This is a genomic window from Chitinophaga sp. ARDCPP14 (assembly GCF_051362515.1).
Classification (GTDB): domain Bacteria; phylum Bacteroidota; class Bacteroidia; order Chitinophagales; family Chitinophagaceae; genus Chitinophaga.
In genome coordinates this window covers 216,544-230,315 of sequence record NZ_JBKIXB010000005.1, presented here as the reverse complement: position 1 = coordinate 230,315, position 13,772 = coordinate 216,544, and the positions used below count along the sequence as shown (strand labels likewise).

8 protein-coding genes are annotated in these 13,772 nt (G+C 48.3%); 4 read left to right on the top strand and 4 right to left on the bottom strand.

Annotation, left to right across the window (positions count from 1 at the left end; translation table 11 throughout):
* The first annotated feature begins 355 nt into the window (after nucleotides 1–355).
* Nucleotides 356–1,363: a cyclase family protein gene (locus tag ACLHR0_RS16000; RefSeq protein ID WP_436487859.1), complete on the top strand. Its 1,008-nt coding sequence runs from the start codon at nucleotides 356–358 to the stop codon at nucleotides 1,361–1,363.
* Here ACLHR0_RS16000 and ACLHR0_RS15995 read toward each other — a convergent pair.
* Genes ACLHR0_RS15995 through ACLHR0_RS15985 form a run of 3 tightly spaced genes read right to left on the bottom strand, consistent with a single transcriptional unit; the run spans nucleotide 1,313 to nucleotide 7,251 of the window.
* Nucleotides 1,313–2,134 carry a nuclear transport factor 2 family protein gene (locus ACLHR0_RS15995; protein WP_436487857.1) on the bottom strand — a complete coding sequence of 274 codons (822 nt, stop codon included), beginning with the start codon at nucleotides 2,132–2,134 and terminating at the stop codon, nucleotides 1,313–1,315. The two genes, ACLHR0_RS16000 and ACLHR0_RS15995, sit on opposite strands and share 51 nt — an antisense overlap.
* A 48-nt stretch (nucleotides 2,135–2,182) precedes the next feature.
* The gene (locus tag ACLHR0_RS15990; RefSeq protein ID WP_436487855.1) at nucleotides 2,183–5,947 is read right to left on the bottom strand and encodes a glycosyltransferase; all 3,765 of its coding nucleotides are present in this window, start codon (nucleotides 5,945–5,947) and stop codon (nucleotides 2,183–2,185) included.
* The gene (locus ACLHR0_RS15985; protein ID WP_436487853.1) at nucleotides 5,947–7,251 is read right to left on the bottom strand and encodes a glycoside hydrolase family 2 TIM barrel-domain containing protein; all 1,305 of its coding nucleotides are present in this window, start codon (nucleotides 7,249–7,251) and stop codon (nucleotides 5,947–5,949) included. Before ACLHR0_RS15985 ends, ACLHR0_RS15990 begins: the two co-directional genes overlap by 1 nt.
* 141 nt (nucleotides 7,252–7,392) lie before the next feature.
* Here ACLHR0_RS15985 and ACLHR0_RS15980 point away from each other — a divergent pair, with 141 nt between their 5' ends.
* Entirely contained in the window at nucleotides 7,393–7,986 is a 594-nt protein-coding gene (locus ACLHR0_RS15980) for a hypothetical protein (protein ID WP_436487851.1), read from the top strand.
* Nucleotides 7,987–7,989: 3 nt separating this feature from the next.
* Here the strand turns inward: ACLHR0_RS15980 and ACLHR0_RS15975 are convergent, their stop codons facing one another.
* Nucleotides 7,990–8,592: a DNA-3-methyladenine glycosylase gene (locus ACLHR0_RS15975; protein WP_370911996.1), complete on the bottom strand. Its 603-nt coding sequence runs from the start codon at nucleotides 8,590–8,592 to the stop codon at nucleotides 7,990–7,992.
* Nucleotides 8,593–8,655: 63 nt separating this feature from the next.
* On the opposite strand from ACLHR0_RS15975, the gene ACLHR0_RS15970 reads away from it, so the two are divergent.
* Nucleotides 8,656–9,651, top strand: a complete 996-nt coding sequence (locus ACLHR0_RS15970; RefSeq protein ID WP_436487849.1) for a Gfo/Idh/MocA family protein — start codon at nucleotides 8,656–8,658, stop codon at nucleotides 9,649–9,651.
* Between the two features lie 894 nt (nucleotides 9,652–10,545).
* Nucleotides 10,546–13,713, top strand: a complete 3,168-nt coding sequence (locus tag ACLHR0_RS15965) for a carboxypeptidase regulatory-like domain-containing protein (protein ID WP_429049154.1) — start codon at nucleotides 10,546–10,548, stop codon at nucleotides 13,711–13,713.
* The last annotated feature ends 59 nt before the right edge of the window (nucleotides 13,714–13,772 follow it).

Genomic DNA, 13,772 nt, shown 5'->3' with positions numbered 1-13,772 from the left:
AGATAACAGTTCTCATTTCACTCTGGCATAGTTTTATCATTTATGATAGATGAACAAGAAGCTTAAACCGCCTGCAGTCGCTAAACTTCCATCTATTCATCACACATTCAAATTTTGCCATCATGAGAACGTTAAAATATCTTATCGTTACCGTTTTACTTATAGCCGGATTAAGCAGTTGCCTGGTTGTGCGCGACAGGCCCGGATATTATCCGCGTCACCATCATCATTATTATCATCATGGATATTACCGGTAAAACCAACCCCGGAAGTTACAGCACAATCCCCGCATTGTACCTGCGGCATGGCCATCTTCCCCTTTAATTTTGTGTGCGTAACATAAAAATTAACGAAGATGAATACACGAAACGGGTACAGCTGGTATAAGCTGTTACTGCTGGCGATGCCATTGGCAGGAACTATCACCGCAACAGGACAAAGCACGCATGCAACGGAACAGGCAGGGGTGAGCCCCTGGGGAAAATCAGATGAAATAGGCACGCTGAATATGATGAGCGACAGTAATAACCTTTCCCTGTTCTCCAACATCAGAACGGGAAAGGTTTATGATCTTGGTGTGGAATATTTTACGGGGATGCCAGGATTCACAGCACTGGGCGATCCTCCTTATCAATACTGGCTTACGCATACACCCCGCGGTACTGTTGTGGGCAACGTCACCAAACTGGGTGATGATATGAACAAAAAAGTAAGCTATACCGGTGATGCCATCTCCATGTACACGCATACCGGTACGCACATCGATGCGCTTTCCCACTTTGGTTTGAATGGTAAGATCTGGAACGGGTACACCGCAGATGAACACCTGGGCGACCGCGGCTGGGATAAAGGCGGTGCCGAAAATATTCCGCCGATTATCGGAAGGGCTGTGCTCATTGACATTCCCGCCTGGAAAGGCGTGGAGGTGCTTCCCGGAAACTATGTGATCACATTGGCCGAACTGCAGCAACTGGTACAGGCCCAACACCTCGACATTCACAAAGGCGATATTGTGCTGATCAGAACAGGGCTCATGAAATATTTCTACAGCGATACCGAACGGTTTATGAGCAACACGCCGGGTATGAGTATGGAAGCCATAAAGTGGCTGATAGAAGAAAAAGGCGTAATGACGCTGGGCGCCGATAACCTGAGCGTAGAGGTGATGCCCTCCGGCAATAATCATAACTGGCTGCCGGGGCATACCTACCTGCTGGCCCAAAAAGGGGTAATGTTTATAGAGTTGTTGTATCTCGAAGAATTATCTGCCGCAAAAATAAACACGTTCGTTTTTATCGGGCTGCCGCTGAAGTTAAGAGGCGCGAGCGGGGCGCCCGTCCGTCCCCTGGCTATCCCGTTGTAATTCTTCCGTTACGTCGTCACGTTCACGCACAATCAGCTTTATCACTTCATTTCCTTTTTTTATAAACTCAAAGGTGAGGTCCCGTTCTTTCGTAAAGAAAAGATTTTCTTTCTCCGCGTAAAGCGAAAACTTTTTATCGCCTATCAGCATGATGAGTAAACCATTTTCCGTTTTTATTTCGGATGTGGTTTGAGGTCCCTTATATTTACCAGCGTAGCTACGCAGCACATCCGCCGGTAATGTAAGGGCCTTTCTTTTATTGACATACGGCGCCGGGCCGTGGTCGTAACTCAGTGCCCGCGTCATTTTCCAGCTACCGTTTTTCAGCAGCCAGAGATCGGTGAACTTTGCCAACCCATCTGCATATTCTTTCTTTCCTTTATTATGTATATAAAAGAGATGCGAACCTGTAAGTATAGCGCCGTATATCACGCCGTCTTTTTTGAGCGGGAACACTTTGATGGTGCTGTCGACCGCCTCTCTTCTCAAAGTGAATTGTTCCTTGTTGCCACAAACTCCCTTTTCAAATGATTGGGCCATAGCCGGTTTTCCCAGGGTGATGCCGCCTTTGTCGTGATAGAACTCTATATCTTCTGAGAAATATTCCATCATCTTTGTTATATCACAGCTATTATACGCCCGCCAGAAAAGGCTATCGTTATGCAGGATTACCGCAGATAGTTGCTGGTCGTTGTGCTGCGCTATGGAAATGCTGCGGAACGACAGCATACATGTCAGTATCAGAGTGGCAGTTATGAATAGTTTTTTCATTATAGAAATTATGAATGTGATAGAATGACGGCTTATCTGGCGTAAAGATTATAGCGGGATATTCAGCTGCGATTGTACAGTAGCCACCTGATCATCTTTTGTTGCTTCCAGGTATAACCGGTAGTGTTCCGGGTTTTCAGGTATGGAGATGGTAACATCGGCGCCGGTGCCCAGTTTCTTCAGAAAAATACTGTTGCCATAACCATCCGTTTTTACCAGGTACCATTCAAACTTTAAAGGGGTATCATCGGTGGCCGGTATCCATTCATTGTTGCTGTAAAGAAGCGCATGATATGTGAGCCGGCTGCCGGGATAATTAGTCCTTGCCGGCCGGAGTATATGAATACGCGGAATGGCAGGTTCACGGAAGGAATGCTGCCAGTAGCGTCCCAGCTGGTAAAAAGAGGATTTATATCTTCCCTGGTGGTCCGTGAGGCCATCAAATGTTACGTAGTCCCGTGTTTCAAGGTCCTGCCAGCTGGTAATAAAAGCCGGTTGCCGGCGACCGGGTAAATGGGTGTAAGCCGTTACAGGTATCTGGCTGAAATAATGCGGAACGTTTACGGTGGCCAGCTGCGATAAACCCGTGGTGTCGTTGCCTGCTACGATGCCAAAAGCGTCCACCTGCGGTAGTTGCTGGTGCAGTATTTCCAGTGTGCCGGCGATGTTGCTGTTAATGGCTACATCTATGGTCAGCGGCCGGGTAGTATCTATCGCTTTTATGGCGGCCATCAGGCTGCCTAACCAGGTAAGAAAGCTTTGTTGCTGATAGAGCAGCTCCGGTTTAAAATAATCTTTTGACAGCTGCTGCCATACCGTATCACCAATGTTCCAGGCTACGATGCTCCGGTCGTGTTTCAATTCTTCTACCCGTTTAAGAATAGTTTTCCGGAGATCCGAAAGCATGGTAGCATCTTTATCCATATCTGTTATGGCAGGTATCCAGAAGCCGTAATGGATGTGCAGATCCATTTCTTTTGCCACATGCAGGATGTTTCGGTCGTACACACCAGGGCCAAAGCGGCGGATGGTATTTACGCCAACAGCTTTCATACCGGTGAAATCTTTGATGATTTCCCGCCGGGTAAGGGCATGTAAATTCCTGAACCAGTTTTCTCCTGTCTGGTAATTGATTCCCCTGATGGTATCCGGCAGCGGTATGGCTGCCGCCATCCGCCCGGCTGCAGGGGTGGTGATCATGCTGGCGTAAGCAACGGGTTTTTCGGACTCACGGATACGGGTATACTTTTTTGCGGCGGCAAATACTTTTCCCGGTTCCTGTAATTTCCAGCGGAGCATATTTCCTGCAACAGGACGCAGTATGTTTTTATCCTGGTCGCTGTTAAATAATACGAAGGCATGTATTTCGCTGAACGCATGGTCGATGGCGTTAAATGCATCATCCAGCCATAGTTGCTGGTTACCGGCATCAGCCAGTGAGCCCATTTCTGCCACCATCACGGGCAGGCCTGAATGGAATACCGGCAGCTGATGGAACGGCGCATATAACTCCCGGAAAGCATAGGATTGCCCGTTCTCATTTTGTGGTCCATAATTAAGGCAGGTTACCCCGATCCAGTCGACATACAGCGTGCCCGGGAAGTATTGCTCCGCTGCGGCGGCACGCCACGGGTTCCACACCCAGATAACATTGCCGGCCCCGTTACGCCGGAACAGGTCATGTACATATTTCCAGGCGGCCTTGAATTCTTCCGGCGTGTTGTTGCCGGCTGGTGACCAGGGATAGGCGGGGTTATCCGCCTCATGCGCAAAGCGGAGGAACACCGGGCGGTTCAACGATTTCATCTGCGCAGCAAAATGCACCAGGTATTGATCAAAGTCCCCCGCGCTGATACGGGCAAAGACTTTTTGTTCTTTACCGGCTGCAGCGTTTTTAAACAATGAAGTCCAGGGTTCCCAGGTGATCATGGGCAACGAACCGTTGTTATAAATGGCTGCTATCAGTGAGTCAGGCAGGTTACATTGCGGCGCATCTCCCCAGGGCAGGTATAACGATATGATGTTAAAGCGGGTGTTAAACTGTTGCTGGTAATCCTTTACCTGTTGAATCGCCGTGAGGCCGTTTGTATCAGCTGGACTGAATATTCCGGTATAAAATGTGGTTTGTTTATGTGTGGGTGGATGCGTTGCAGCAGCCGGTTCGGGGTTGTTTGTCATCATGTAACCGGTTAATAACACCACCACGAGCAATAAAGGCAGCCCCAGTTTACGGAAACCGGCATATAAATGAAGATGCCGGAAAAGCCATAACTGTTTCTTTAACAGTAACGGGTATACGAGCACGATCCCCAGCCAGTGATATTTTACGGATAAGCGCCGGAGCCGGAGACTGGCAATAATATTAAAGCTCATGATCAGGCAGTTCACGCCTGCTATGCCGGCCATCACAAGGGAATAAGGGTTCCAGTCGTACGACAGTCCATAAACAATCGCTGCCAGCGAAGTAAGCAACACCAGCATATTAGGGATGTTCAGTTGCCAGTTATCCTGCCCGGTGTCGTCTTTAGGGGTGGGAATATACGGCACCTTCTTCCGGATCACGGTATATACAAGTCCAAGGATATAAATCCACCAGGTACCGATCAGCAGCAGTCCGCCTACCACATGAAAGCCTCTTTCGGTTTCTTCCATCACCCATCGCTGCACAAAATGACGGATAAGGATAATCGCTGTAACGGCCGGTAATCCCAGCCATACAAAGTTGATAAAGTCGACCCGCAACGGTATCAACCCGGTAAACAGGGAGAGAACGGGGATGAGAAAATTGATGAAGAAAACAATGCCGGACAAATAATGGAAGGGAATAGTGCCGTAATGCAGGCGTTGCCGCCAGGTAAAAGACCGGAACAATTTCGGGTAGGAAGTAACCAGTAATTCCAGGGTGCCACGCGCCCATTTCAGCTGTTGCGCGTAATAGGCCGACATGGTGGCAGGCACCAGCCCCCTGGTGAGTACTGCCGGCACGTACACCGATTTCCAACCTTTGGCATGCAGCTGCATAGCGGTGTGCATGTCTTCCGCAAGACCGCTGGCATGTCCTCCGATAGCATCCAGCGCGCTTCTCCGGAAGGTGCAGTTGGCGCCTATGGCCAGTACGGTACCATAACTATTCATGGTAGCCATAATAGGGCCATAGAACTGAAACGTTTGCTGGGCTGCCCCTTTCGCCACCAGACTGTCGCCCAGGTTGCTGTACGCCTGAACAATCTGCACAAACCCTACTTCCGGGTTATTGAAATGTGATACGATCACGTCGAGGAAATCCGGCGAAGGAACGTGATCCGGGTCCATGACCACGCACAGCTCCCCGCTGGCCTGCCGCAACGCATTGTTGATGTTGCCGGCCTTGGCATTTTCACGGGTAAATCTGGTTACATGTTTTACGCCCAGCTGTTTACATACTTCTACCAGGTAAGGGTCATTGGCTTCGTCGCAGAGGTAGGTGGTATGCGGGTAGGTAATGGCCTGTATAGCCGTTAACGTTTCCACGATCATGGCGTAGGGTTCACCCGCGCAAAAAGTAGTAAAGATGTCTACCGTGAATGGGTGTTCCATTTCCGGTGTTTCCGGTACTGAAATGGAAAAATAGTGATACCACTCATGGAGTACCGTGAGGCAGTTAAAAAAAAGACCCGCCATCAGGATCCAGTAAAAAGGAGCATACCCTATCTGCGCCCTGTTTAAAAGGCAAAACAGCAGATAACCCATGCTGCATACACCCAGCAGGATCATCAGCCGTAGCGTAAAGCGTTCGCGCCGGGAGGGTGGTAAAATAGGTGATGGACTACTCATTATCGACTGACTACGTAAAATGGTGTATTAGCAGTAGCAAAATGTCCCTTATTATCGGAAACAGTTGCAAAGATCCTGTAAGGTCCTTCTTTTACAGGAGAACGGAATGCGATTTTATTCCCCTGGGCAGGCAGCAGCAGGTTGTTGTAAGCAACAGGGGGCTGCCCATTGGACGCATCTTTGTTGTTGGTGTACCAGTCTTCCGCCAGTATTTCCCAGGTGATATGTAACGGGCCGGTAGCAGTATCCTGCAACAGTACCTCCGCGGTTTGCAGGCTGTCAGGATTTAATAAGATGTTGTCACCGGCTCCTTTGCCATTCAGCAGCATATATTTTAACGAGGGCGCCCTGTTGGCCGGCCATTTGCCGGTCCACAGGTACTCCATAACGGACACCGTTTCCGATGCGCTGCCTTCTTTTGAAAATAAGCTGAACCAGGTATCTGTTACCTCCTGTTTGCTGCCCCAGTAAAAAACGCAGGCGCCCAGGAACCGCGGGTCTTTCACCGGCATATATTGCTGGTAGCGCTCCAGGTATTGTTGCGCCTTTTTGGTACTGGTAACCTCAATGGGCGCTCCCCAACTGGTGAACTGCGACTCCCACGGGCCGTTAATTCCCCATTCTGTAACCAGGAAAGGACCATCCCAGTACCACGAAAATTTTTCCAGGTTATGTTGCAGGTCGCGCAGCTCGCCAAAAATATTCATGGAGATCAGGTCGAGGCCCTGCACCTTTAACCGGATATTATAAAGACACCGCCTGTTGAAGTTTATCAGCGCGGTGGTCACCGGGTGATCGGGATCATCCGTATGGATCATTTCCAGCAGGTGGTTATAAGCATTGTAAAAGCTGCTGTATTCCGGTTTGTAGGGAAAGTCGATTTCATTGCCCAGGCACCACATCAGCAATGCGGGATGCGATTTATACCGGTTTACCACACGTTTGAAGGCCGTGTATTGTGCCGCTACTTTAGCGGTATCATTATAGTAGGGTAAGAATCCGCTGACAGGCATGGGGAAGCCCGCTATTACTGCTATATGATTGGTATATGCGTCGTCCAGTATTTTATCAAGGTGTAAAGTATCCCAGGTACGGATGGTATTGCCACCTGCTGCATGTAGTTCCCGGAGATTTTCAAAACCAGCTGCGCCCTTTATGGCAAAGGGTTGTCCCTCGCGGTACAGCAGGTATTGTCCGCCCTCTTTGCTGATATAAACCTTGCCCTTATGCACGGGGGCAGGGGACGACAGGCAACCGGTAAGAACAGTAAACAGTGCGGCACGAAAACAGATCTTCTTGAACATTCACCAGGTATATTATATATTACTCGCAACACATGGCCGAATATAACATAAAATCAGAAACTTACACGGCGGATGCGCCATCTCATTAGAAATAACAAAAAATTGCTTATTTTAATTGGCACAGGCCATTAAATCATCATAATGAAATTACGTAAAGTACTTACCGTATCAGCACTTTGCTGTATGCTGTTCTTTTCCTTCAGCGCATTGGCACAATCAGAAAAACCGGGTGTTGCAGATATCACTTTTCATATGCTCACCTGGGTGAAACACCTGGATAGTGATGTCGATAAATATTTCAAACGTGAAAAAGGAGAACAGCTCAATCAACAGTTGGAATCCCTGAAACAGGAACTGGATAATTACCGGAAAGCCCGGAAAACATTGTCAGATAGCTTGTTCAGGAACAATATTGCTCCTGGGAAAAAGGACGATTATAACCTGGAAGCGCTTAAAGTGAGGATGAGTGCAGTAATGGAAAAGCTGCGCGGAGTAACCGACCTGGTGAATCCTGCACTCCAGGCGGAAGGAGATAAGCTCAACGAAGAAATTTACAACGCGTTATACGGCGATCAGCCAAAGTATTTATCATACCTGGAAGCATTCCTCGGCGGTTTGGAGGTTACTAAAAAGGACCTGGCGCTGGATGGCAGCACGGCTTATTCGCGCCTGGGAGATTGTGTAAATATCATTTCATCGCTGGAAGGAAAAATTAATAAGAAGATGGGGCAATAATCTTTACAGCCCTTTCCCTTTGCTTACCCAATCATTATTTTTAATGCTGAAACGGTAGGGGAGATATGCATCTTCCCCGGCATATTGCACGCCCACACGGGTTGACACGGTCATCGCTTCCTCCGGGATGTCTTCGCCGGGTTCTATCCATACTTTCGTTCCCGTGAGGCTCTCGCCATTCAGGCTGGCATCAATACCCATCGCTTTGCAAAGACTACCAGGTCCTGCTGTGAGTTTGGCGGAGGGCTTGTTGTTGTACCGCTGCTTCATGACTTCTATACCATCTACAGGTTGTAGCGCCCTGATCAATACTGCATGGGGCGTATCTTCGATGTTGGTCACCACATTAAAGAGATAGTGAATGCCATAGCATAAGTATACATAGGCAAATCCTCCCGGCTTGTAGATTACTTCCGTGCGTTTGGTACGGCGGTTATTCCATGCGTGGGATGCCCTGTCGCCAGCACCGGCATAGGCTTCTGTTTCCACAATCATACCGGCGGTGCGAACGCCATTGATACGTGTCACCAGTATTTTGCCCAGCAATTGTTTCGCAATAGTAGTTACCTCATGCTGCTGATAAAATTCCTTCTTTAGCTTGGCCATTGAAATAAATATCCCTGTTTTAAAAAATGAATTTATGTTATTTGCATAATTATAAGCACCATTATGGAAGAAATAAAATGGGGAATTATAGGTTGTGGAGATGTGACAGAAGTCAAAAGTGGCCCGGCTTTTAATAAAGTGCCGCATTCCTCCCTGGTGGCGGTCATGCGCAGGGACGCCGCAAAGGCGCAGGACTATGCCCGGCGGCATGGCGTACCCAAATGGTACGATAACGCGGAGCAACTGATCAACGACCCGGAGATCAACGCCATATATATTGCCACACCACCTTTGCAGCATGAGGAATACACCCTGCTGGCCTTATCAAAGGGCAAGCCGGTATACGTGGAAAAGCCAATGACGCTGAACGCAGCGTCGGCCATCAGGATGAAAGCCGCAGCAGACAAATACCATGTAAAATTAAGCGTGGCACACTACCGGCGCGAGCAGCCGGTATTCCTCAAAGTAAAGGAGCTGTTGTCGGAGAACGCCATCGGGGATATCCGTTTTGTATCCCTGCAGATGCTGCAACCGCCGGCCTCTGCCCTCATTGCAGATTCAGCGGTTAACTGGCGGATAGATCCCGCTATTTCCGGAGGCGGCCTGTTTCATGATCTGGCCCCGCATCAGCTGGACCTGATGATCTATTTCTTCGGCCAACCAAAACACGCCGCCGGCATTGCCGTAAACCAGGCCGGTGTAAACCAGGCCGACGACCTTGTTACCGGTCATATCTTATTTGAAAACGGCGTGGTGTTCAACGGCATGTGGTGCTTCACGGTATCGCCCGCTGATCAGCAGGACCGCTGCGAGATTACCGGATCATCCGGCACCATCAGCTTCCCCGTATTTGGCAGTAAAATAACCCTGCGCAAAGACGGACATACAGAAGAATTCATTTTTGATCCGCTGCAGCATGTGCAGCAACCCATGATAGAAAAGGTAACCGCCTTTTTCCTGGGCAAAGGCGGCAATCCCTGCTCTGCTGAGCAGGCTATACTCTCAATGGAGCTGATGGACCGGTTCACGCGGAGGTTGTCTTACTCAGGATTACGCTGATTATATTGATTTATGGGATTTGATCACTTTTGATTTTAATAGATTTGGGGAGATATGAGCGGAAACGCGGAGGTTGTCTTACTCAGGATTAAACTTATTTCACTGATTACGCTGATTTGACCACGTTTGATTTTAAGGGGATTATACTTTTTTCTGGTATATTTAAAAAGATGGCGCGAAGATGAGATAGCCCATACTTTACACATACCTTACAGATGCTTTACGCCTGCTTTACATATGCTTTATACGTGCTTATAACCTGCTGTTGATGTGAAGATGACGTGGACTTGATCCGTAATGTATTGTGTATCAATTCGCTAGAGTGGGTTTTACAATATTGTTTAGACGCGTTGCATCAAAGAAATGGTCTGGATATCAATGCTTTATACACATTATAAAGATAAACATAATCAGGCAGAAAGACAAACGATTAAAAAACTCAAAAAATAAAATCAACCTCCGCTTATATCTCCCCAAATCCTTTAAAATCCAAAAGTGATCAAATCAGCGTAATCAGTGTAATCAGCGTAATCCTGAGTAAGACAACCTCCGCTTACGTCTCCCCAAATCCTTTAAAATCCAAAGTGATCAAATCAGCGTAATCAGTGAAATAAGTTTAATCCTGAGTAAGACAACCTCCGCTTATATCTCCCCAAATCTTTTAAAATCAAAAGTGGTCAAATCCCATAAATCAATATAATCAGCGTAATCCTGAGTAAGACAAAATACGCGTTGTGAATACCCAACTATTTGCGTATCTTAATATCAGCAGAGAGCAGCATTCAACCATATCGCTCGTAGTGTGATGCAGACATATCCTCCCGGATATGAACTTTATGTTACGAATGCAGTGAACACTTAATATTCAAATTATCCTGTAATATTTTCGCGCTCATGAAACCTATCTTCACACTTCTGTCAGTACTGTTATTATGCTGCATCATCAGGCAGCCATTGCTTGCACAAACAACGCAGGCCTCGATTTCAGGGATTGTCTCTGATAATGCCAAACAACTCATTCCCGGGGCATCCGTATTGGTGCGCAACGAATCAACCGGATTTAGCAGCCGCACTATTTCAAACGCCAAAGGGGAATACCTTATTAAAGAGTTGCCACTCGGCGGACCATACACCATTCAGGTAACAGCGATGGGATATGCAGAACAAAGACGTACCGGCTACTCACTCAACCAGGGCGATGTAATCCGCGCCAACTTCCAGATGCAAACATCTGCGGTGGATATCAAGGAGATCACTGTGTCCGGCGCCGCACTCCGCAACAAAACGGAGAACTTTGGTGCAGCCACCACTGTATCGGCAAGGGATATTGCCCGCCTGCCGGTGAATGGCCGTAACTTCAGCAGCCTCATAGACCTTTCGCCGCTGAGCAGCGGAAGCAACCTGGCAGGACAGCTCGGCTCTTCTACCAACATCACCATTGATGGAACCTCTGCGAAGAATCCAACTTCCAGCAGTGGCACCAACACCCGTATCGGCGGCCCATATGCTATTTCAATGGAAGCCATCCGGGAATTTAAAGTGGTCACCAATCAGTATGATGTTACTTTTGGCCGCAGCGGCGGCGGTACCATCAGCACTGTAACCAAATCAGGTACCAACACCTTTTCAGGTAGCGCCTTCACCTTCGTAAGGGCCGATGCGTTGTCCAGTAAATACGACGCCCGCGGTAACAGGCGCCAGAACGACTTCTCCACCTATCAGTATGGCTTCTCTCTGGGAGGTCCTATCATTAAAAATAAACTGCACTTCTTCCTGGCATGGGATCACCAGGCCGACTCACGCCCCCTGCAACTGGCGGATATCAAAACGCCGGCGGATGAAAAACGGTTCAACGTTACACAGTCTACGCTGGATACCTACCTCGATATTGCCCGCAGCAAATATGGAGTGGCCTCCACGCCGCAGTTCGGGTCATTTAATAAGAAACGCGGTACAGATGCGGCTTTTGCGCGTATCGACTGGCAGCTCAACGAGCGGAACCTCCTCACTATCCGCGATAACTATGTAAACGACCGCGCACCATTAGGCCGTGACGATAACACTGCCATCAACCTCTACGAAGTATATGCGGATGCACATGCCGTTAACAACAGCTTGCTGGCCACGCTCCGTACGGTGGTAAATCCCCGGATTACGAATGAGCTGAAATTGCAGCACCTGTATACTTTTGAAGAGAGTTCACCCGGCGATCAACTGCCGGCGCAGAATATTCCGCGCGCCATCGTGGAAAGGGTACAGTCCACTATTGACAACAAACCGGTATTTACCTCTATCCAGCTCGGCGGACAACGCTATTCACCGGAGCACTTCTATAATAACGTATTCCAGCTGGTAGACAATCTTTATTATAATACCAATAAAGCCAACTATACTTTCGGCGCAGATATAATGTACAGCCACATGAACTCACTGTATGGCAGTGAAATGAACGGGCGTTATTATTTCACCGGTATGGATAATTTCAATAACCTGAAACCTTACCGTTATGCCCGCGAAGTGGCACTGGCAGATGATCCCAGCGTGAACCAGAATATTCTCAGCGGCGCATTGTACGCGCAGATGCAAACCTACCTGTTCCCGGGTTTTGAAATGATCGCCGGTATCCGTGCCGATTATACCACTTACCTGAACAAGCCAAACTTTAACCAAACGGTGTATGATGAGCTTGGACTGAGCACCGACAACTCGCTGAAAACTTTCCAGCTGCAGCCACGTATCCAGTTCAACTGGGATATCAAAGAAAAGCATACGGATTACCTGCGCTTTGGTGCAGCCATCTTTGGATCAGACATAAACAACTATGCCATGATCAACAACATGCTGTTTGATGGAACCAAAGTACTCACCGTGGATATCCAGGGCGCCGGTGTACCCGTTCCCGATTTCCCGGCATACCGTAAAGATCCGTCAACCGCACCAGGCAAGGAAATGTTCGACAAGCTCGGGCTGCCGCGCCAGGGTACCATTAATATGAACGGTAAGGATGCCAGGATCCCGGTAGTGTACAAAGCGAACATCTCCTACAATCACCTGTTCTCCGACCGCTTTAAAATGGGCGTGACGTTCTTCACCACTATTGCGCGTCACAATTATATGTATGTAGACAGGAACATGGCTGATCAGCCTTTCTTCCGTTTGTCGAATGAAGATAACCGCGGTGTATATGTACCCGCATCTACTATCAATGTAACCAATGGCGCTACCGACTGGACCAAAGGCCGTAAAACCACCAATGTGGGACGCGTGCTGGAACTGAACAGCGATGGTAAAGTAAACCAGTTTGCATTTGTGGTGGATGGTACCTTCCGTTATTTCAGAGACGGAGAGGTGTCCGTTAGCTATACGTGGAACGATGCGAAAGACAATACCTCTTACAACGGCGACGTGGCCAACACTGCTACCTTGTCGCTGATGGTAAAAGACGATCCGCGTAATCTCAGCACCATGAGTTATTCCGATAACCAGTTCCGTCATAAGGTAGTGGTATACGGCACCCTGCCTACTTTCTGGGGCATTAATGTGGGCGTGCGCTATTCCGGTATAGGCGGCACACGTTATTCGCTGGCAGTAGGCGGTAACGTGAATGGCGACTTTGTAAACTCAAACGACCTGGCCTATGTATTTGATGTGAATAATCCCAGCGTGCCGGAAAAGATGCGCACGGATCTCCAGGCGATTTTAGATAATCCCCTGGCGGATGAAAGCGTAAAAGATTATATCCGCAAAAGCAGCGGGAAAGTAGCAGAAAGAAATGGTGGTGTAAACGGTTTCTATGGCGTATGGGATCTGAGGATTGCTACAAAGATCCGGTTTGGCAAGAAGCAATATCTTGAACCATCCTGCGATATCTTTAACCTCGCCAATGTGTTTAACAAGGAATGGGGTACCAGTAAATTACTGGGCAAACAGAATATTTATTCTTTAGGTGGTTTCGATCCTGTTACCTCTACTTATAAGTATAACGTAAACGTGAACTCAGGCGTGGTGGTGCCGGGTGGTAACCCATGGCAGATCCAGCTGGGGCTCCGGTACGGGTTCTAGGAAAAAGAGGTAAGATATAATGAGAAGATAAAGCAGCCGGCCAATGTGCCGGCTGTTTT

What these genes read in the sequence shown, in the direction of transcription:
- ACLHR0_RS16000 (WP_436487859.1), top strand. Translation starts at nt 356, where the DNA reads ATGAATACACGAAACGGGTACAGCTGGTATAAGCTGTTACTGCTGGCG.
- ACLHR0_RS15995 (WP_436487857.1), bottom strand. Translation starts at nt 2,134, where the DNA reads ATGAAAAAACTATTCATAACTGCCACTCTGATACTGACATGTATGCTG.
- ACLHR0_RS15990 (WP_436487855.1), bottom strand. Translation starts at nt 5,947, where the DNA reads ATGAGTAGTCCATCACCTATTTTACCACCCTCCCGGCGCGAACGCTTT.
- ACLHR0_RS15985 (WP_436487853.1), bottom strand. Translation starts at nt 7,251, where the DNA reads ATGTTCAAGAAGATCTGTTTTCGTGCCGCACTGTTTACTGTTCTTACC.
- ACLHR0_RS15980 (WP_436487851.1), top strand. Translation starts at nt 7,393, where the DNA reads ATGAAATTACGTAAAGTACTTACCGTATCAGCACTTTGCTGTATGCTG.
- ACLHR0_RS15975 (WP_370911996.1), bottom strand. Translation starts at nt 8,592, where the DNA reads ATGGCCAAGCTAAAGAAGGAATTTTATCAGCAGCATGAGGTAACTACT.
- ACLHR0_RS15970 (WP_436487849.1), top strand. Translation starts at nt 8,656, where the DNA reads ATGGAAGAAATAAAATGGGGAATTATAGGTTGTGGAGATGTGACAGAA.
- ACLHR0_RS15965 (WP_429049154.1), top strand. Translation starts at nt 10,546, where the DNA reads ATGAAACCTATCTTCACACTTCTGTCAGTACTGTTATTATGCTGCATC.